Below are 19,818 nucleotides of genomic sequence, written 5' to 3' on the forward strand. Positions count from 1 at the left end.
GGGGGTGTTTCGTCCCCCGCCTCAATATTTTTTGGGGGGGGGGTCCCCGGCGGGGGGGGCCCCCCCCCCTCTTTTTGTTGTCCTCCGTACCCTGAGAAAGACCTTGCTGACGCCCGCGCCGGCATCCTCGGCGCCGTGAATCGGTCCTCCACCGGGGAAGCGGCTCTCATCTGGGCTCATGGACGTTGCTGGGCTTGCTAGGCTGGAGGAACCGGGCCACCCCACAGGTGGCCTTCGTCGCGTAAGGCCCGAGGACGGGCGGCGACCCAGCCACGGTGGACCGTCATTGTGAGTCCGCTGGGTGAGCCAACGAAATGGACCAGAAGTGAACAGAGATAACGGATCGGACGGCGGACAGCGCGGGCGCGGCGACTACGGGGATAGGCGCTCCAGCGGAGACGGCAGGAGCGGCGGGTACGGCTCTCGCGGGCGAGACTCCGGCGGCGACCGTCCGTTCCGTTCCGACGACAGGTCGCGCTCCTACGGCCGAGACCGGGCGCCGCGGCGCGATGAGGGCTATCGGGACGATCGCGGGCCTCGCCGTGAGGGCGACGAGCGTCGTTCGTTCCGGGATCGGGATGACCGTGGCCCTCGGCGCGAGGGCGGTTACGGCGACCGTCGCGAGGGTGGCTATGGCGACCGTCGTGAGGGCAGGTTCGGGGACCGTCGTGAGGGTGGTTTCCGTGACGATCGGGGTCCGCGCCGGGAAGGCGGCCACGGCGATCGTGGGCCGCGCCGGGAAGGCGGATACCGGGACAACCGTGGCCCTCGGCGTGAAGGTGACGATCGCGGACCTCGTAGTGACGATCGTCGTACCTATCGGGACCGCGACGATCGCGGTTCGCGCCCTGAGGGTGACGAGCGTCGTTCGTTCCGGGATCGGGATGACCGTGGCCCTCGGCGCGAGGGCGGTTACGGTGACCGTCGCGAGGGTGGCTATGGCGACCGTCGTGAGGGCAGGTTCGGGGACCGTCGTGAGGGTGGTTTCCGTGACGATCGGGGTCCGCGCCGGGAAGGCGGCTACGGCGATCGTGGGCCCCGTCGCGAGGGCGGATACGGGGACCGTCGCGAGGGCGGCTTCCGCAATGATCGGGGTCCGCGCCCTGAGGGTGATGAGCGTCGTTCGTTCCGGGATCGGGATGATCGTGGTCCTCGGCGCGAGGGTGGCTACGGCGACCGTCGCGAGGGTGGTTTCGGCACCCGCCGCGAGGGTGGCCCCGCACGCCCCGGCTCGGGCGACGACCGCGGTCCCCGCCGGGAAGGTGGCTACGGCGATCGTGGACCTCGCCGGGAAGGCGGTTACGGCGATCGTGGACCTCGCCGGGAAGGCGGTTACGGCGATCGTGGACCTCGCCGGGAAGGTGGCTACGGCGATCGTGGTCCCCGCCGGGAGGGCGGCTACGGCGATCGTGGTCCCCGCCGGGAAGGTGGCTATGGCGACCGTGGGCCGCGTCGCGACAGCGGCTATGCGGACCGTGGGCCGCGCCGCGAGGGCGACTCCGGGGATCGGCGAGAGAGCAGGTACGGAGACCGTCGCGAAGGCGGCTTCCGTGACGATCGGGGTCCGCGCCGCGAGGGTGGCTACGGCGGCCGGCGCGAGAGTGATCGAGGCCCGCGTCGTGGCGGTTACGGCGACCGTCGTGAGGGCGATTCCGGTCCCCGCCGCGAAGGTGGCGCCGCCCGCCCGTTCTCGCGCGACGACCGCGCCGAGCGTCCTTCCTCCTCCGGCACCCGCGCCAGGTACGGCAGGCCCGACCGCGAGGAAGACGCTCCGAAGCGTGAGAAGCTGCCCGATGTCCCGCCCGACGTCACCGCGGAGGAGCTCGACAAGGAGGTCCGTGAGGAGCTGCGTTCCCTCCCTGGCGACCTCGCCGAGCTGGTGGGCCGGCACCTCGTCGCCGCCGAGCGGGCGCTCGAGGACGACGACCCGGACCGGGCGCACGAGCACACGAAGGTGGCGCGTAGGTTCGCGGCCAGGATCGGCGTCGTACGCGAGGCCGCCGGCATCGTCGCCTACCGCGCCGGGCACTTCTCCGAGGCGCTGAGCGATCTACGCGCGGCCAGGAGGATGACGGGTTCGGAGGCGTACCTGCCGGTCATGGCCGACTGCGAACGCGGTCTCGGCCGTCCCGAGAGGGCGATCGACCTCGTACGTTCACCGGAAGCCGAGCGCCTCGACCGAGCTGGACGCATCGAGCTGACCATCGTCGAGTCCGGCGCCCGCCGCGACCTCGGCCAGCACGACGCCGCCGTGATCACCCTGCAGCGGCTCCCCGAACTGCGGGATCCGCAGCCGAAGCCGTGGTCGGCGCGGCTGGCGTTCGCGTACGCCGACGCGCTGGCCGACGCCGGGCAGCAGGAGGCGGCCGCGGCTTGGTTCGGGAGGGCCATGGCGTTCGACGAGGACGGAGAGACGGACGCGGCGGAGCGGTACGCCGAGCTGACCGGTGCCGTCATCGAGGACGTCGAGGAGGACTTCGACGACGCCGACGAGGCGGGTGACCTCCTGGAGGACGAACCGGTCGTGGAGAGCAGTGTCGCGGAAGGGCCTGCCGACGTACTCGATCGAGAGCCGCAGCCAGCGGAGCCGTCCGACGGGCCGGAGCACGAGGGTCCGGCTGAGGCGTCGGGTCAGGAGAGCTCGGCTGCCGTAGCAGAGCAGGAAAGCCTGGCTGCTGCAGCAGATCAGGAGGGTTCGGCTGCCGTACCGGAGCAGGAGCCGCAGCAGGCCGGCGCGGCCGCGGTGCGTGACGAAGGCCCCGAGCAGCAGCACGGCCCGGCCGAGGACGAGAACGAGGACGAGAACGAGGACGAGGAGAGCCTGACGGACGCCGCCGAGGGTTCGGCCGGACGGCAGGACGCGCCCGAGGTGACGCCCCAGCTCCAGGCGCCGAGCATCACCCCCGCGTTCATCGAGCCGAACTTCGGTGACGTGCTCGATGAGCCCGACGACCCCGCCTCGGACGACAAGCCGAAGACGGACAACTGACGTCCAAGGCTCGACAGGCTTCCGCACGTCCCGCCGTACCGCCGCTGTCATGGCGTTCCGGTACGGCGGGACACGGCGGGCCTGGCCCCTCACAGCTCCCTTCGTAGGGCAACCGCACTGGAGCCGTCCCGCACACACATGGGGGACCCCCAACGGAACCGGTGATGCGGCGGTGTGGACGTGGGCGGCGGGACGGCACCGGGCGGGCTACGGTGAGACGCGGTCCAGCCAGTGGAGGATCCCCGCGACGTTCGACGGAGCACCGCTCAGCAGCTCGAGCTGCTCGTTCATGCCCCCGTCGTCATCGGGCTCCAGCGGGCTGTAACGCTCCTTCGTACGCTCTCTGACCATGGCCACGGCGTGGTCCAGGTCCATTCCCTCAGAACGCGCCTGCTTGGTGAGATCCACCCAGACGCGGAGCTCCTCCGCGGACCGTTCGAGAGTCTCCTGTACGGCGTCCACCGGCCCGTAGTGGCTGAACAGCAGCCGTTGCGGCCCAAGGGCCTCGAACAGCGCGATCGAGTCGAGCGCAGTATGCAGGTCGAAGTCCGGTGGCGGGGTCGCGGGGCGCAGATCGCCCGTTTCGGGCAGGTAGACACCGGCCGCGTCGCCGACGTACAGATCGCCGGTGACGGAGTCGACGAGGCCCACGTGATGTTTCGCGTGCCCGGGCGAGTAGTGGCTGTTCAGCGTGCGGCCGTTGCCCAGGTCGATGGCTCCGGTGTCGCCGAGGGCGACGATGCGTTCGGCCTCGGTGGGGGACAGTTCGCCGAAAAGTACGTCGAGTTTGTCGCCCCACACCATCCGTGCGCTGGCCATCAACCGTGACGGGTCAGCCAGATGGCGGGCACCCTTCTCGTGTACGACGATCTGCGCGGACGGGAAGAACCTGGCGATGTCGCCCACCCCGCCCGCATGATCCAGATGGATGTGGGTCACCACGACGGTGGCCAGGTCCTCCGGTCCGACACCGAGCGAGGCGAGCGCGTCACGCACCACGGGCGCCGAGGTCGACGTACCCGTCTCCACCAGGCACGGCCGATCACCCAGAATCAGATAACCGGCGGTGATGCCCGTGTATCCCGCCATTTTGGTGTCGATCTCATAGACGTCGCCGCCCAGCGCGGTGATGTTGTCCACAGGAACTCCCGAGCGTCCAGCCGTCATCCCCAGAACGGCATTCCAGCCGATCCGGGCTCCTCCTCATCGTAGAGAGTGATCTCCACCAGAGCATCGACAGGAGGACGACAGTGGACCGAAACGAAGTCTTGCTGGTGGGCCGGCTCTCCGCGGCGGTCGAGGAGCAGCCCCTGCCCAGCGGCGACACCGTGACGAAGTGGCGCATCATCGTGCGCCGCCGTCGTCACAGACGCGGAGCAGCCCTGACGGACAGCATCCCGTGCGTCACCTTCGACCCGGAGACGGCCGCCATAGTCCGCAGTCTCAGGCCGCGCGACTACCTGGAGGTGACGGGCTCCTTCCGCTGCCGCGTGTTCGGCCCGTCCGCGGCCAAGACCTGGCGATACGAGGTGGAAGTGAGCTCCGCCAAGCCGTACGAAGCCGACCTCCCCCAACTCGACGCCCTCCCCGACGACCCCACCCTGAGCCCCAATGGGCGCCTGGCCGCGCTGATCCCCCGCCAAGTGGCCTACCTGGCACCGGCGATCTGACCGCGCCGTCGCCCGTGCGGGGGGCGATGTGCCCGCGCGCGGGCCCATTGTCCTGGGGTTACGAGCCTGGCTGGGTGCGCGTTGCGGGCCGCTGCGAGGCGTGTGGCGGCAGTGGGCGCTGTGGACCGTGACGTCAAGTGGGAGGGGGAGCGGTTGCGTCAGTCGATGGCGAAGGTACGGAGGACCAGGCCGGTCCTGGGCTTCGGGCCGAAGGAGGTGGACTTGCGGGGCACCCGTTCGCCGCCGGCGGCGACGGCCAGCACGTCGTCGACCGCCAGGGGCTTGATGAGCACTGCGGTGCCGCCGGTACGGACGGCCAGCCGCACTGCGGCATCCGTGTCGTGGTGCACGATCCGCACCGTCTGTTCGTCGTCGTGCATGCCCCACACCTTGGGCAGCACGAACTCCGTGAGGACGGAGGTGTTGAGGGAGTTCCAACGCTCGGAGTGGTCGGGCGGCATGGCGTGGGCCAGCTGCATCGGGTCGGGGTCGGTGAGCAGGTGGGAGCCGCCGCCCCCGCCGGCGAGCAGAAAGGCCGGTTCCGGAGCCTCCTCGAGCGCGGCCAAGCCCTGCGCCAGGTCGTCGAAGTCGCGGACCCGCCACGAGCCCTTGGCCTTGGCGGCGGCCTCGGAAAGGGGAAGTCCGGGGATCACGCGGTGGATGGCCTGGAGGTTGGGCGGGTAAGCGGTGGAGTCGACGAGCAAGGCCAACCCGAAGTCCCACGGCCCGACCGCCGGTCCCGCTGTGGCGGGCTCGGGTGAGGGGTGCGCGGCTTCGGTGGCCTTCGCTGCGGTGCGCTGCGGTGTGGGGTGCTCGGGGGCGATCCCGCCGCCAGAACCGGCGCTCCCGCTGGTGTCGGGTCCCTCAGAGAGAGGGTGCATCCCCGGTGCGGCGGTGCGCGATGGCGGTGCTTGCTGAAGGGTGGAGGTCGGGCTCGACGATGGCGCTTCCGGGTGGGGCAGTCGCTCGGGGTGCGCGTGGCGGCGGGTGGCGTGCTCCTGGCGTTGGAGTACGCGGTACGTCGCGTACCGGTGGTGGCCGTCGGCGATCAGCGCTTGGCGGTCGTGGAGATCGGCGTTTATGGCCTCGATCTCGGACGCGTCCGTGATCGCCCACAGCCGGTGCGTGAGGCCGTCTTCCGTGTGCGCGGACACGAGGGGAGGCCGCGTCGAGGCCACCTCGCCCACCATGCGGGTGGCCGTGCCGTGGTCGCCGTCATAGAGGAGGAAGATGGGTTCGAGGTTGGCCTGGGTGGTGCTCATGAGGGCGAGCCTGTCGGCGATGGGTCCCGGCACGACGTCCTCGTGAGGCAGGATGATGCGCTGCCCCGGGTCGGCGAGGCCCACATCGCCGATCAGGCCGCGTTGCAGGACACCCGGCCCCTTCTGCTCGTACACGTACAGCGCCGGCGCCTCGTCCGGGACCAGGACGCCGGAGTCCAGCCACGCTCTCAGCGTGTCCCTGGCCTCGGTGTAACGGTCTGCGGCCGCTGCCTCGGTCGCTGGGGAAGGGGCGCTGGCGGGCGGGGCGCTGGGGGGCGGGGCGTTGTGGGAAGGGGCGGTCTGTGGCGGGGTGGTCGGTGCGGTGGGGGTGTGCTGAGGCGGGGGTTGCCGGTGGGCGGTCGGGCGCTGGGCCGGGGAGTCGCCCCGGGGCGAGCGGGGAAGGATGAGACGGACGACGTTGTTCGGATGGGAGTCCAGCAGGGCGTCCACGTCCGCATCGGAGATCAGGTCGTACGGCGGGGAGGTCACCTTGGCGGGATCTTCGACAGCGAAACGTACGCCTCGGAAGGGCCGTAGCACGAGTCCATCCGGCAACGGCAGTTCAGGAGTCCCCATACCGGGCATGCTCCCATAAATGCTTGTGCCTTCCGGAAGTCGCCCCTTGGTTGCAGTCGTGCCCGTCCCGCAGCAGGGCGGGGCGGCACCGCCCCTCAGCGCCGAAGGAGTCCTCACGCATGACCCACGATGGAAACGTTCACGACGACAACTCAGGCGCTCCTAGAGGAAATGTTTACGACTGGTATCAGCGTGGGGTGAAGTTGCTGAAGGAGGGCAGTCCGGCTGCTGCTGCCGCGTTGCTGGAGCGTGCCGCCGCCGCTGAACCGGAGTCGCGCAGCATCCTGGAGGCGCTGGCGCGGGCGCAGTTCAACTCACGGCAGTACGCGGAGGCGGCGGCCAGTTTCCGGCAGATCGTGGATTTCAATCCGGCTGAGGATTATGCCTACTTCGGGCTGGGGCTGTCGTTGTGGCGGACCGGGGATGTGGAGGGCGCTCAGGAACCGCTGGCCATCGCGGTGGCCATGCGTCCGGATGAGCGGCACTATGTTTCGGCCTTGAAGAGTGTTCGCGCTACCTTGCGGGCTCGCCGGGATATGTAGGCGGGCTGATCCTTTCGTCCTGTGATGTCGTTCCCGTTGCTGTGCTACCGGGGTGCGCCCGTGGCGTGCGCGGCCCCGGCGGATCGCTGGGAGTCGCGGGGGTGGAGATGGTCGGCCCTCCTGCAGGCGGGCGAGAGGGCGGCGCTAGAGTCTCACGCGGCGTGAAAGGCGAACGGGGAGAGGCGGCGCTGTGCTGATCGACGGCTATGACACCCTGCTGCTCGACCTCGACGGCGTGGTCTACCTCGGCAGCCATGCGGTCCCGGGGGCGCCTGCGGCGTTGGAGGAGGCTCGGCGGCGTGGGGTGCGGCTCGCGTACGTCACCAACAACGCCTCCCGTACGCCCGCCGCCATCGCCACCCACCTCCGCGAGCTCGGGGCGCCTGCGACGGCCGGTGACGTGGTGACCTCGGCGCAGGCGGCGGCCCGGCTGATCGCGGAGAGGGTGCCGCCCGGCTCGAACGTGCTCGTCGTCGGCGGGTCGGGGCTGCGGCTGGCCGTACGGGATCGAGGACTGCGGCCGGTCTCGACCGCCGCCGAGTCGCCTGTCGCCGTGGTGCAGGGGATCGCGCCCGGCCTGTCGTACGGGCTGCTGTCGGAAGGGGCGCTGGCCGTGCGGCAGGGGGCGTGGTTCGTGGCCTCCAACGGGGACAGCACGATGCCTACCCAGCGGGGGGAGTTGCCGGGGAACGGAGCGATGGTCCGGGTGATCGCCGCCGCCACCGGGGTCGAGCCGGTTTACGCGGGCAAGCCCGATCCGCCGCTGCACCGGGAGTCCATGATCCGTACGGGGGCGCGGCGGCCGCTGGTCGTGGGGGATCGGCTGGACACCGACATCGAGGGGGCGTCCAACGCGGGCGTCGACAGCCTGCTGGTGCTGACCGGGGTGGCCACGGCCGCCGATGTGCTGACGGCCGCTCCGCGGCATCGGCCCACCTATGTCGGTGATGACCTGGGCGCGTTGCTCCTTCCGTATCCCGAGGTACGGGACGGGGCCTGTGGGGGGTGGCGGGCCCGGTGGCAGGACGGTGTGCTGCGCCTCGACGGTGACGGTAGCCGGATCGACGGGTTGCGGGCCGCGTGTGACGCGGCCTGGACCGCGGCCGGTGAGGGCCGGCTCGAGGAGGACGCCGTCAAGCCCGTGCTCGATCGGCTCGGTTGAGCGCGAAGCGACAGCGGATGCGCTCCTCCACGTGAGGGATCGATCAGGTCCTGACGGGTGAGTGGCGTCTCGTCGCGGGTGAGCGCCTCAACGGTCGGGGTCGTGAGTGCTCCGGAGAGAGGGGATGGGGGCTTCCGGGGGTCAGAGCGAAGGGGACAGGGGAGTCAGATCAGTTTGCGCAGGCGCAGCAGGTCGCCGAAGCTGGCGTCGACCTTCACGCGCCCTCCGAGCAGCGCCCTGGCCAGGTCCAGCTCCCCGTCCACCAGCGCGATCAGGTCGTTGCTCGCGATCGTGAGCTTGACGTCGGCGGGCTTGCCGTTCGGAGGCGGCTGCTCCGTGAACGGGTCGAGCCCTCCGCGGTGCAGGCGGCCGTAGAAGATCACATCAAGGTCGCTGACGCGGCAGCTGACCGTCCGCTCGACCACGTGTTTGGCGCGGTCCTCCTCGTCGATCTCGTCGAACTGGGCGACGAGCTTGACCAGTGCCGTACGGCACTCCTCGACGCTTGCCATGGTGCGCATCCTTTCTTCCTTATTGGGGGAGCGTAGCGTTCCACATGAGTAGCACCCCCGTATGGGCTACAACGCATGACACGCCTGCCAAGGTCCCGGGCGCTCGCGGGAGGCGTTACCGTCGAGTCATGAGTGAGCTGCCGGAGGAGACCGGCGACGAGCGGGTCGACGCCATCGTGGCCGGTCTCGGCCGCCTGGCCGAGCTGCCGGTGAGTGAGCACGTGGAGGTCTTCGAGGAGGCGTTCTCCGGGCTCGAGTCCACGCTGGCCACCGCCGTGGAAGAGCTGTGAGCCGCAGGATCCGCCTCGACAGCGAGCTGGTACGCCGGGGCCTCGCCAGGTCGCGCGAGCAGGCGGGCCAGCTCATCGAGGCCGGCCGGGTCACCGTCGGCGGCCAGCAGGCCCGCAAGCCCGCCACCCAGGTCGACACCGCCTCCGCCATCGTCGTCGCGGCCTCGGAAGAGGGGCCCGACTATGTTTCGCGAGGAGCGCACAAACTGCTCGGCGCGCTGGAGGCGTTCGAGAGCCTGAGGGTGGAGGGCCGCCGCTGCCTCGACGCGGGCGCCTCCACGGGCGGCTTCACCGACGTGCTGCTGCGCCGCGGCGCCGCCCACGTGCTCGCCGTGGACGTCGGCTACGGCCAGCTCGCCTGGTCGCTGCGCACCGACGAGCGGGTGACGGTCATGGAGCGCGTCAACGTCCGGGACCTGACCCCCGACATGGTCGGCGAGCCCCCCACGCTGGTCGTCGGCGACCTGTCGTTCATCTCGCTGCGGCTCGTGCTGCCCGCCCTGGCCTCGGTCGCCGCGCCGCGGGCCGACTTCGTGATGCTCGTCAAGCCGCAGTTCGAGGTGGGCAAGGAGCGCGTGGGGGCAGGTGGCGTCGTACGCGATCCCGAGCTGCGCAAGGGCGCCGTTCGCGACGCCGCCGCCAAGGCCCGGGAGCTGGGGCTGGCCGTGCGCGGTGTGACCGCGAGCCCGCTGCCGGGACCGTCGGGAAATGTCGAATATCTGCTCTGGCTGGGCAAGGGGGAAGGCGAGCCGCCGGTCGCCGACCTCGAGGCCGAGATCGAGCGTGCCGTCGCGGAAGGGCCGCAATGAAACGGACCGTGCTGGTCGCCGTACACACCGGGCGGGGCGCCGCAGTCGAGAGCGCCCGCCTGGTCATCAACCGGCTGGTCGACGCCGGGATCGCCGTACGCGTGCTCGAGCCGGAGTTCGGCGAGATCGGCTGCCGCGGAGTCGAGGCGGTGCCCGCGGACCCGGGCGCCGTCAAGGACGCCGAGGTCATGATGGTGCTCGGCGGCGACGGCACGCTGCTGCGCGCGGCCGAGCTCGCCAGGCCCGCCGGCACGCCGCTGCTGGGAGTCAACCTCGGGCACGTCGGGTTCCTGGCCGAGGCGGAGGTCGCCGATCTCTCGGCCGCGGTCGACAGCGTCGTGGGAGGCCGCTACGACGTCGAGGAGCGCATGACGATCGACGTTCTCGCCAGGCTGAACGGCCGGGTGCTCGCCGACACGTGGGCGCTCAACGAGGTCACCGTCGAAAAGCAGGAGCGCATGCTCGAAGTGGTCGCCGAGATCGACGGCCGGCCGCTGTCGCGGTGGGGCTGCGACGGCGTGATCTGCGCCACCCCGACCGGCTCCACCGCCTATGCTTTCTCGGCGGGCGGACCCGTCGTATGGCCGGAGGTGGAGGCGCTGCTCATGGTGCCCATCAGCGCGCACGCGCTGTTCGCCAGGCCGCTGGTCGCCTCCCCGCGCTCCACGCTGGCCGTCGAGATCCTGCCCGACACGCCGGGCGGCGTCCTGTGGTGCGACGGTCGCCGCCGCTTCGAGCTGCCCTCCGGCTCGCGGGTGGAGGTGCGCAGGGGCGCCGATCCCGTACGCCTGGCCCGCCTGCACGGCGTGGAGAGCACCGGCGCGCCGTTCACCGACAGGCTGGTCGCCAAGTTCGAGCTTCCTGTTCAGGGCTGGCGCGGAAGGGTGCGACCCTGAGTCAATGGAGGGGAGAGCGCGTAGGATCACATGGGCGCAGGTGTTCGGAAACGACGCGTGTGACCATCAGACACGGCAGTGAACGGGAGTGGGCAGTGCGACCAAGGGTCGAGGAGGTCCGCATCCAGGGGCTCGGCGTCATCGACGAGGCCGTTCTCGAGCTTTCGCCAGGCTTCAACGTGGTCACCGGCGAGACCGGCGCGGGCAAGACGATGGTCGTGACCGGGCTCGGGCTGCTGTTCGGCGGCCGGGCCGACCCTTCGCGCATCCGCCCGGGAGCCGAGCGGGCGTCCGTCGAGGGCACGCTGGTCGTCGAGCCGGGCGGGCGCGTCTCCCAGCAGGTGGAGGACATCGGCGGCCAGGTCGAGGAGGGCGAGCTGATCATCTCGCGCACCGTCTCGGCCGAGGGCAGGTCCAGGGCGTGGCTCGGCGGGCGCACGGTGCCCGTCGGCACGCTGACCTACCTGGCCGACGACCTCGTGGCGGTGCACGGGCAGATGGACCAGCAGCGGCTGCTCCAGCCGGCCAGGCAGCGCGCCGCGCTCGACCGCTACGCGGGTGACGAGCTGGTCAAGCCGCTGCGGGCCTACGCTCAGGCGTACAAACGGCACAAGCAGGTCGGCGCGCTGCTCGAGGAGCTGACCACCAGGGCCAGGGAGCGGGCGCAGGAGGCTGACATGCTCCGCTTCGGCCTGGAGGAGATCGAGAAGGTCGACCCCAAGCCGGGCGAGGACGCCGAGCTGCGCGGCGAGGAGGAGCGGCTCTCGCACGCCGATGCCCTGCGCAGCGCCGCCACGACCGCGCACACGGCGCTGCTCGGCGACCCGATGGAGGCGGCGGGGAGCCCGCACGACGTGATCTCCCTGCTCGGCGAGGCGCGGGCGGCCGTGGAGGTCGTGCGCGACTTCGACCCCCAGCTCGCCTCCGTGGCCGATCGGCTGGCCGAGGCCGGCTACCTCATCTCCGACGTGGCCACCGACCTGGCGGCGTACGCGGAGTCGATCGAGGCGGACCCGGCCCGGCTGGCGGCGGTGCAGGAACGCCGCTCCGTGCTGTCCGGGCTGATCCGGAAATATGCGGAAGACAGCGCCGGGGTCCTGACCTGGGCGCAGCAGGCCGCCGCGCGGCTGGCCGAGCTCGAGGGCGACGACGAGCGCATCGAAGAGCTGACCCGCGAATACGAGGAGCTGACCGCCCGGCTCACCGAGCTGGCCGGCGAGCTCACCAAGGTGCGCCAGGCCGCCGCCGAGCGGTTCGGCCAGGCGGTGACCGAGGAGCTGACGGCGCTGGCCATGCCCCACGCCAGGGTCGTCGTCCAGCTGGCCGAGAGTGCGGAGTTCGGCCCCGAGGGCCGCGACGAGGTGGAGCTGCGGATGGCCGCCCACCCCGCCGCGCCGCCTCTCCCGCTCAACAAGGGCGCCTCCGGCGGCGAGCTCAGCCGGGTCATGCTGGCGATCGAGGTGGTGTTCGCCGGTGCCGACCCGGTGCCGACGTTCGTGTTCGACGAGGTCGACGCGGGCGTGGGCGGCAAGGCCGCGGTCGAGATCGGGCGCAGGCTGGCCAGGCTCGCCCGCACCGCGCAGGTCATCGTGGTCACGCACCTGCCGCAGGTGGCCGCGTTCGCTGACCAGCACCTGGTGGTGGAGAAGGCGAGCGACGGCAGCGTCGTGCGCAGCGGCGTGGTCACGCTCGACCACGAGGGCCGCGTACGCGAGCTCTCCCGCATGCTGGCCGGCCTGGAGGACTCCGAGCTGGGCCGTGCGCACGCCGAAGAACTGCTCGGTCTGGCCGCGGCAGACAGGTGATCCTGCGTGACATAGTGGACACGCCGCGTGATGCGTGGCCCCTGCGCTGTTTCACTCTGGCAGGATGGTCTTGATGAAGGTTCCGGGGAGCAAGATGCCGGGCCTCCGCGGCCGGAAGGTTGGTGACCTTCCCGGTGTAACGGCAGTGGCGAGAATCGACCGGCGTACCAAGAGGCTGACAAAGCGCCTCCAGCCCGGGGAGATAGCGATTATCGACCACGTCGACGTTGACCGGGTCAGCGCGGAGGCGCTCGTCGCGTGCGGTGCCGCCGCCGTGGTCAACGTCGCCAGCGGCATCAGCGGCCGCTACCCCAATCTGGGGCCACAGATCCTGGTCGAGGCGGGCGTGCCGTTCGTCGACAACGCCAGCCGGGAGCTGTTCGAACGGATCAAGGACGGCGACATCGTCCGCGTCAACGACGGCGTCGTCTATCTCGACGACGACGTCGTCGGCAAGGGCGAGGAGCAGACGGCCGAGGCCGTCGAGGCCGCCATGGCCGAGGCCCGCGCCGGGCTCGCCGTGCAGATCGAGGCGTTCGCCGTCAACACGATGGAGTACGTCCGCGGCGAGGGCAGGCTGCTCATCGACGGAGTCGGCGTGCCCGAGATCCGCACCTCCATGGAGGGCAGGCATGTCCTCATCGTGGTGCGCGGATATCACTACAAGGAAGACATCGCCACCCTTCGCCCCTACATCCGCGAATACCGCCCCGTCCTCGTCGGCGTCGACGGCGGGGCCGACGCGCTGCTGGAGGCCGGCTACCTGCCCGACGTGATCGTGGGCGACTTCGACTCAGTCTCCACCAAGGCCCTGACCTGCGGCGCCGAGCTCGTCGTACACGCCTACCGCGACGGCAGGGCACCCGGCCTGGAGCGCGTCCACCAGCTCGGCCGCGAGGCGGTGATCTTCCCCGCCACCGGCACCAGCGAGGACATCGCGATGCTCCTGGCCGACGACAAGGGCGCCGAGCTGATCGTCGCCGTCGGCACCCACGGCACGCTGGAGGAGTTCCTCGACAAGGGGCGCTCCGGCATGGCCAGCACCTTCCTCACCCGGCTGATCATCGGCAGCAAGCTCATCGACGCCAAGGGCGTGAGCAGGCTCTACCGCAGCCGCATCTCCACCCCGCAGCTGCTCCTGCTCGTGATCACGGCGCTGATCACGATGAGTGTCGCACTCTTCATCTCGCCGATCGGTCAGACCTGGCTGAACGGCCTGCAAGACGCCTGGAACGCATTCATCTTCTGGCTGGTCGGACTCTTCTCGTGATCGATTTCCGCTATCACCTCGTCTCCATCGTCGCGATCTTCCTGGCGCTCGCGGTGGGCGTCGTGCTGGGCACCACGCTGCTCCAGGAGCCCGCTGTCAGGTCGGCGCGGGAGGTGACCGCCCAGCTCACCAAGTCGAAAGAGGAGCTGCGGACACAGCTCGACGCACTCCAGAGCCGCGAGACGGGCAACGACACGTTCATCGCCGCCATGACGCCGAGCCTGGTGGCGGGCGACCTGACGGGCCAGCGGGTGCTCCTGGTCGAGACGCCCGGCTCCAGCACCACCATGCGCGAGGCCGCGCAGCAGGTGCTCACCCAGGCGGGCGCGCAGATCTCCGGACGGGTCGGGCTGACGGAGAAGCTCCTCGACCCCAAGGGCACCGGCGTGCTCGACGGCCTGGTCAACCAGCTCAAACCGGCCAACATGATGTTCCCCACCACGGCCACCTCCTGGGACAGGGCCGCCACGCTGCTCTCGGCCGCCTTCGTCACCACCGATCAGGCGCAGGCGGGCACCCCCAACCCGGCCACCGCCGACGTCGTCAGCGCGTTCGAGACGGGCGGGCTGCTCACCACCGAGGGCGACCCTCTCAAGCGGGCCACGCTCGCTGTCATGTTCGCGCCGGAGAAGCCGTACGAGGGCGAGAGCGCCGAGCTCCAGGCGGGCGCGCTCGTCTCCATGGCGAGCGGCCTCGACGTCGCCGGCAAGGGCACGGTGCTGGCCGGGACCGTCGTCACCCCCGCCGTCCCGGGCGACCCGATCGGCGCCCTGCGCGACGACAGCGAGATCTCCAAGCGCGTCACCTCGGTCGACACCGCCGACATGCCCGCGGGCCGGGTCGCGATCGTCTACTCTCTCCGTGAGCAGCTGAACGGCCGCGCCGGCCAGTACGGCATCGGCAAGGGCATCTCCGCGCCGCTGCCCGCCGTGCCGAGCGCCACCCCGTCCCCCACAAACCAGTCAGGGAGCTGACATGCCTGCCACCCGGGTCCGTGGCCTGCTCTACGCCCTCGCCGGTGCCGCGATCGGCGCCGTGGCCGCCCGCGCCGCCTACACCGCGTTCACCGGCAACCGCCCGGCCGACCTGACCGGCCGCTGGACGCGCAAGAACCACCGCGGCGAGCCCATCACGCTGCTCGAAGGCCCCGCGTTCGCCGCGGGGGCAGGCGCGGCGGCGGCGCTCACGCCCGGCCTGCCGGGGCGTCTGCGCCTGGCCGCGCTCGTCGCGGGCGGGGGCAGCGGCGCGCTCGGCGCGTACGACGACCTGTACGGCACCACGTCCTCCAAGGGGTTCAAGGGCCACCTGACCGCGCTGGCTCGCGGCGAGGTCACCAGCGGCGCCGTCAAGATCCTCGGCATCGGCGCCACCGGGCTCTGCGCGGCCGCCCTCGTCTCCCAGGGACCGGCCGACATCCTGGTCAACGGCGCCACCATCGCCGGCGCCGCGAACCTCGCCAACCTCTTCGACCTGCGCCCCGGCCGCGCCATCAAGGTCGCTCTGCTGACCGGCGGGCCGCTGCTGGCCGCCTCGCTCTTCCGCGACGAGCCCGCCGCCGCCGCGCTGGCCGCCGTGCCGCTGGGCGCCGCCGCGGCGCTGCTGCCCGAGGACCTCGGCGAGCGCGCCATGCTGGGCGACGCCGGCGCCAACGCCCTGGGCGCCCTGCTCGGGCTCGCCGCCGTCACCAAGCTGGGCCGGCCCGGCCGGTACGTCCTGCTGGGCACCGTTGTGGCGCTGACCGCCGCCGCGGAGAAGATCAGCTTCACCAAGGTCATCGCGGGCAACCCCGTGCTCAACCGCCTCGACATGCTCGGCCGCCGTCCCGCCGCCCAGCCTGTGTGAGCCCGCGTTTGTCGGCACGACCTGCCAGGATGTTCTGCGTCAGCTTGGTCGAGAGCGGGGCTGGGGAGGCCTGGTGGCGGCGGTGACGGCGCGAGGGGTCGCGGGCGGTGCCATGCTCATCGGGGCCATCACGGTGCTGGCGCGCATCGCGGGCTTCGCCAAGCAGTACGCCTTCGCGCAGACGGTGGGGACCAACTGCCTGGCCACGGCCTATATGACGGCCAACCAGATCCCCAACATCGTCTTCGAGGTGGTCGTCGGCGGGGCTCTGGCGGGGATGGTGGTCCCGGTGCTCGCGGGGGCCGCCGCCCGGGCGCCGGGCGGCGGCGGTCGCCCAGCTGCGGGAGGTCCCGAGGAGGGACCGGGAGTGGGTGGCGTCGATGAGCGGGCCGGGTGGATCGGCTCGGCGCTGCTGACCTGGGTGGTCGTCGTGCTGGTCCCGCTGGCCGTGCTCACCGCGCTGCTGGCCGGGCCGATCATCGGGTTGTTCGTCGGTACGGCCATCGACGGGTGCCGCGCGGAGACGGTGACGGCGGTCGCCACCCGGATGCTGGTCGTCTTCGCACCCCAGATCCCCCTGTACGGCGTTGCCGTCGTGCTCTACGGCGTGCTGCAGGCGCACAAGCGCTTTGCCGGGCCGGCGGTCGCGCCCCTGGTGTCCAGCATCGTGGTCATCGTGGCCTACCTGCTGTTCGTGCCGCTCAGCGGCGGGGAGACCGATCCCGCCAAGGTGCCCGGGCCTGCCGAGCTGGCACTGTCGGTGGGCACCAGCCTGGGGGTGCTGTCGCTGGTGCTGGCCGTGGTGGGGCCCACGAGCCGGCTGGGGTTGCGGTGGCGGCCCACGTTGAGGTTCCCCGACGGGGTGGCCGTGCAGGTGCGCAGGCTCGCCGCGGCCGGGATCGCCGCCCTGCTCGCCCAGCAGGCCGCCATGGTCGTGGTGGTGTGGCTGGCGAACAACGCGGTCGGCAACGGCGCCATCGCCGTCTACAACTACGCATGGGCGATCTACCTGGTGCCGTACGCGGTGCTGGCCGTGCCCATCGCCACCAGCGCGTTTCCCCGGCTGAGCGCGCTGGCGGGCGAGCCGCGGGCGTTCTCGGAGCTGGCGGCGCGCACCACGCGGGCCGTGGTCCTGGTCTCCGGGCTGGCGGCCGGCGTGCTGGCCGCGGCCTCCTCGCCCGGCGCCGTGGTGTTCCTGGGGTTCAAGTCCGAGGTCCCCGCGGCCGAGCTGGCCCGCGCCATCGCGCTGTTCGCGCCGGGGCTGGTGGGATACGGGCTCATCGCGCACCTGAGCCGGGTCCTGTACGCGGCCGGTCGCGGCCGGGCGGCGGCCACCGGGACCGTGACCGGGTGGGTGGTCGCGATGATCGGGCAGGTGGTGTTCGCGCTGGCGCTGCCCGAAGGATGGCGGATCGGGGGGATGGCGCTCGGCATGAGCGTCGGGATGAGCGTGGGCGGGGCGCTGCTGCTCGGGTCGGTGGTCCGCGCCCGGGGGAGCGGGGCCATGGCAGGGCTGCCCCGGGCCGCCGGCGCGGCGCTTGGCGGTGGTCTGCTGGGGTACCTGGCGGGGGCCGGCGTCGTGGAGCTGCTGGGGGCGAGCGGCATCTGGCCGAACGTGTGGGCCGCCGTGCTGGCCGCCGTCGTGGCGCTGGTGGTGGGCGCGGCGGTCGTGGCCGTCGTGGACAAGGCCGATGCCGCCACCGTGGCGGGGCTCGTACGGCGGGGCGGAGCCGCGGCGGGGCCGAGTGAGCGTGACGGGGCCGAGTGAGCGTGACGGGGCCGAGTGAGCGTGACGGGGCCGAGTGAGCAAGCGTGGGGCGGGTCTCGGTTGGAGAGCAGGTAAGGAGCGGTTGTGCGGGTGGCTTTCGTGCTGGGCACCACGTCCGGCGGCACCGGGCGGCATGTCCTGATGCTGGTCGAAGGGCTGGTGCGGCGGGGGCACCAGGTGGTCGTCATCGGGCCGCGCAGTGTCGAGGAGCAGTTCTCCTACGCCCGCACGGGGGCCCGTTTCGTGGAGGTGGCCGTGTCGGATCGGCCGCACCCGGTGAACGACCTGCGCGCGGTCCTGGCCGTCAGGCGGCTGACCCGGGACGCCGACGTCGTGCACGCTCACGGGCTGAGGGCCGGGGCACTGGCCGCGCTCGCAGAATTGGGCCGGCGTGGCGGGGCGGGTCGGCTTCGGAGGGAGGCGGGCCGGCGTGGTGGGGTGCGGCTGGTCGTCACCCTGCACAATGCGCTGACCGCCGGCGGGTTCGTCGGGCTGGTCTATGGGGTGCTGGAGCGGATCGTGGCCCGGGGGGCCGATCATGTGCTCGTGGTCTCGCCGGACCTCGGCGAGGGCATGTCCCGGCTTGGCGCCCGTGACGTGCGGGCCGCCGTGGTGCCCGCCCCGGCGCCCGGGCCGGCGAAACGCACGCCTCGGGAGGTCAGGGACGAGCTGGGGGCGGGCGACCGGCCCGTCTTCCTGACGGTGGCCCGGCTGGCCCAGCAGAAGGGGCTCGAGACGCTGCTCGACGTCGCCGCCGGGCCGTGGCCGTCCGGCGAGCCGCTGTTCGTGGTCGCGGGTGACGGGCCGCTGCGCGAGGAGTTGCGGCGCAGGATCGAGGACGAGAAGCTGCCCGTGCTGCTGCTGGGACACCGGACGGACGTGCCCGACCTGTTCGGGGCCGCCGTCGCCCTGCTGATGCCGAGCCGCTGGGAGGGCCAGCCGCTCACCCTGCGCGAGGCGCTCATGTCCGGAACACCGGCAATTGCCGCCAAAGTAGGGGGGATTCCGGAAATCTTGGGGGATGCCGGGGTTCTGGTCCCGTACGGGGATGTAGAGGGGTTGCGCAGAGCCGTACGTGAGCTGATCGAAACGCCGGGACGTGCGGAAACGCTCGCCGCGGCGGCCGAGCGGCGGGGGCGGGAGATGCCCGGCGCCGACGACGCGGTGGAGGCCGTGCTCGCCGTGTACGGGGCTCAAGATCGTGAGGATGATTAGGCCAGGTGGGGGCGTTCTTATATAGTGCCTGGGTTAGGGAGGGGAGTATCCCTTCGCGACAGCCTCGTCATCACGGTGCAGCCCCACTCCACGGGGCCCCCGGGGCTGCCGGTCCGCGGTTGTAGGCGGGCGGGAGAGACCTCCGGCAATGAGTCGTGCATGCCGGAGGGTTTGAGACGTGACTGTACCCATGTGGGCTTGGATCGCCGTGATCGGCGGTCTTCTTCTTGTGCTCGCCGTTGACCTGTGGATCGTCGACCGCGGAGAAGCCCGAGAGTTCTCCATGCGGCAGGCCGGATACTGGGTCACGTTCTACGTCGCCCTCGCCGCGGTGTTCGGTGCGATTCTCTGGGCCACGTTCGGAGCCGGCAAGGCCGGAGAGTTCTTCGCCGGTTACATCACCGAATACAGCCTGAGTGTCGACAACCTCTTCATCTTCTTCATCATCATGAGCAGGTTCGCCGTGCCACGGGCGTACCAGCACAAGGTGCTGCTCGTCGGCATCCTGCTCGCCCTGGTGATGCGCGGCATCTTCATCGCGCTCGGGGCGGCGGCGCTGCAGCGCTTCAGCTGGCTCTTCTACCTGTTCGGCGCCTTCCTCGTCTACACCGCGATCAACCTCGTCCGCCAGCACCTCAAGGGTGAGGAAGAGGAGTTCAGCGAGAACATCCTGCTGAGGTGGGTGCGCAGGGCCTTCCCCACCACCGAGGGGTACGTCGGCTCCAAGGTCACCGTCAAGATCGACGGCAGGCGCATGGTGACCCCGATGCTCATCGTGATGGTCGCGATCGGGAGCACCGACCTGCTGTTCGCGCTCGACTCGATTCCCGCCATCTTCGGGCTCACCAAGGACCCCTTCATCGTCTTCACGGCCAACGCGTTCGCCCTGATGGGGCTGCGTCAGCTCTACTTCCTGCTGGGCGGTCTGCTCCAGCGACTGGTCTACATCAGCTATGGTTTGGCGTTCATCCTCGGGTTCATCGGGGTTAAGCTGATATTGGAGGCGTTGCACGCCAGCCATGTCTCCTGGGCGCCCGAAATCCCCATCTGGGTGTCGCTCACGGTCATCGGTGTCACCATGGTCGTCACCACCGTGGCCAGCCTGGTCAAAGCGCGGATCGACGCGCGCCAGGACGAGGAGCCGCACCCGGAGCAGGTCTAGCGAAATGGACTTCGAGGCGCTTTGCTTGTGTAGTTGTGCCGTGTCATA

At 71.2% G+C, this 19,818-nt stretch carries 18 protein-coding genes; 14 read left to right on the forward strand and 4 right to left on the reverse strand.

From position 1 onward, the window contains the following. Positions 1-283: 283 nt before the first annotated feature. A complete protein-coding gene (locus tag AB0H84_RS35810) occupies positions 284-1,942 on the reverse strand; it encodes a hypothetical protein (RefSeq protein ID WP_357614479.1) in 1,659 nt (552 codons plus the stop codon). On the opposite strand from AB0H84_RS35810, the gene AB0H84_RS35815 reads away from it, so the two are divergent. Next, positions 1,880-2,989, forward strand: coding sequence for a hypothetical protein (locus tag AB0H84_RS35815; RefSeq protein ID WP_357614482.1), 1,110 nt, complete (start codon positions 1,880-1,882; stop codon positions 2,987-2,989). The genes AB0H84_RS35810 and AB0H84_RS35815 overlap by 63 nt on opposite strands. Before the next feature lie 207 nt (positions 2,990-3,196). Here the strand turns inward: AB0H84_RS35815 and AB0H84_RS35820 are convergent, their stop codons facing one another. Continuing rightward, positions 3,197-4,129, reverse strand: coding sequence for an MBL fold metallo-hydrolase (locus AB0H84_RS35820; RefSeq protein WP_357614485.1), 933 nt, complete (start codon positions 4,127-4,129; stop codon positions 3,197-3,199). Positions 4,130-4,239: 110 nt separating this feature from the next. Between AB0H84_RS35820 and AB0H84_RS35825 the strand changes: the two genes are divergently transcribed. Beyond that, a complete protein-coding gene (locus tag AB0H84_RS35825) occupies positions 4,240-4,659 on the forward strand; it encodes a single-stranded DNA-binding protein (RefSeq protein WP_357614488.1) in 420 nt (139 codons plus the stop codon). Positions 4,660-4,817: 158 nt separating this feature from the next. Here the strand turns inward: AB0H84_RS35825 and AB0H84_RS35830 are convergent, their stop codons facing one another. Then, a complete protein-coding gene (locus tag AB0H84_RS35830; protein WP_357614491.1) occupies positions 4,818-6,506 on the reverse strand; it encodes a DUF1015 domain-containing protein in 1,689 nt (562 codons plus the stop codon). Between the two features lie 110 nt (positions 6,507-6,616). Between AB0H84_RS35830 and AB0H84_RS35835 the strand changes: the two genes are divergently transcribed. Together AB0H84_RS35835 and AB0H84_RS35840 are read left to right on the forward strand one after the other, a co-directional pair. Continuing rightward, a complete protein-coding gene (locus tag AB0H84_RS35835) occupies positions 6,617-7,039 on the forward strand; it encodes a tetratricopeptide repeat protein (RefSeq protein ID WP_357614493.1) in 423 nt (140 codons plus the stop codon). A 190-nt stretch (positions 7,040-7,229) separates the two neighbouring features. Then, positions 7,230-8,201 (forward strand): HAD-IIA family hydrolase, encoded by a 972-nt coding sequence (locus tag AB0H84_RS35840; RefSeq protein ID WP_357614496.1) that lies wholly within the window; start codon positions 7,230-7,232, stop codon positions 8,199-8,201. 164 nt (positions 8,202-8,365) lie between these two features. Here AB0H84_RS35840 and AB0H84_RS35845 read toward each other — a convergent pair whose 3' ends face one another. Beyond that, positions 8,366-8,722: an SCP2 sterol-binding domain-containing protein gene (locus AB0H84_RS35845; RefSeq protein WP_357614499.1), complete on the reverse strand. Its 357-nt coding sequence runs from the start codon at positions 8,720-8,722 to the stop codon at positions 8,366-8,368. Positions 8,723-8,841: 119 nt separating this feature from the next. Between AB0H84_RS35845 and AB0H84_RS35850 the strand changes: the two genes are divergently transcribed. From AB0H84_RS35850 to AB0H84_RS35895, 10 genes are all read left to right on the forward strand, one after another. Continuing rightward, entirely contained in the window at positions 8,842-9,003 is a 162-nt protein-coding gene (locus tag AB0H84_RS35850; RefSeq protein WP_357614502.1) for a hypothetical protein, read from the forward strand. Then, positions 9,000-9,812, forward strand: a complete 813-nt coding sequence (locus AB0H84_RS35855; RefSeq protein ID WP_357614505.1) for a TlyA family RNA methyltransferase — start codon at positions 9,000-9,002, stop codon at positions 9,810-9,812. The genes AB0H84_RS35850 and AB0H84_RS35855 overlap by 4 nt, the downstream gene beginning before the upstream one ends. After that, positions 9,809-10,708 carry an NAD kinase gene (locus AB0H84_RS35860; RefSeq protein WP_357614507.1) on the forward strand — a complete coding sequence of 300 codons (900 nt, stop codon included), beginning with the start codon at positions 9,809-9,811 and terminating at the stop codon, positions 10,706-10,708. The genes AB0H84_RS35855 and AB0H84_RS35860 overlap by 4 nt, the downstream gene beginning before the upstream one ends. Positions 10,709-10,803: 95 nt before the next feature. Further along, positions 10,804-12,513, forward strand: a complete 1,710-nt coding sequence (recN, locus tag AB0H84_RS35865; protein ID WP_357614510.1) for a DNA repair protein RecN — start codon at positions 10,804-10,806, stop codon at positions 12,511-12,513. A 73-nt stretch (positions 12,514-12,586) separates the two neighbouring features. Beyond that, entirely contained in the window at positions 12,587-13,783 is a 1,197-nt protein-coding gene (gene steA / locus AB0H84_RS35870; protein WP_357614513.1) for a putative cytokinetic ring protein SteA, read from the forward strand. Then, positions 13,780-14,757 carry a copper transporter gene (locus tag AB0H84_RS35875; protein ID WP_357614516.1) on the forward strand — a complete coding sequence of 326 codons (978 nt, stop codon included), beginning with the start codon at positions 13,780-13,782 and terminating at the stop codon, positions 14,755-14,757. The genes steA and AB0H84_RS35875 overlap by 4 nt, the downstream gene beginning before the upstream one ends. A 1-nt stretch (position 14,758) precedes the next feature. After that, positions 14,759-15,625, forward strand: a complete 867-nt coding sequence (locus AB0H84_RS35880) for a hypothetical protein (protein ID WP_357614519.1) — start codon at positions 14,759-14,761, stop codon at positions 15,623-15,625. A 73-nt stretch (positions 15,626-15,698) separates the two neighbouring features. After that, entirely contained in the window at positions 15,699-17,393 is a 1,695-nt protein-coding gene (locus AB0H84_RS35885; protein ID WP_357614522.1) for a lipid II flippase MurJ, read from the forward strand. An 84-nt stretch (positions 17,394-17,477) separates the two neighbouring features. Next, positions 17,478-18,608 carry a glycosyltransferase family 4 protein gene (locus tag AB0H84_RS35890; protein ID WP_357614525.1) on the forward strand — a complete coding sequence of 377 codons (1,131 nt, stop codon included), beginning with the start codon at positions 17,478-17,480 and terminating at the stop codon, positions 18,606-18,608. 178 nt (positions 18,609-18,786) lie between these two features. Then, positions 18,787-19,770 (forward strand): TerC family protein, encoded by a 984-nt coding sequence (locus AB0H84_RS35895; RefSeq protein WP_357614528.1) that lies wholly within the window; start codon positions 18,787-18,789, stop codon positions 19,768-19,770. The last annotated feature ends 48 nt before the right edge of the window (positions 19,771-19,818 follow it).

The sequence above is a fragment of the Nonomuraea sp. NPDC050786 genome, assembly GCF_040654115.1.
Lineage (GTDB): Bacteria > Actinomycetota > Actinomycetes > Streptosporangiales > Streptosporangiaceae > Nonomuraea.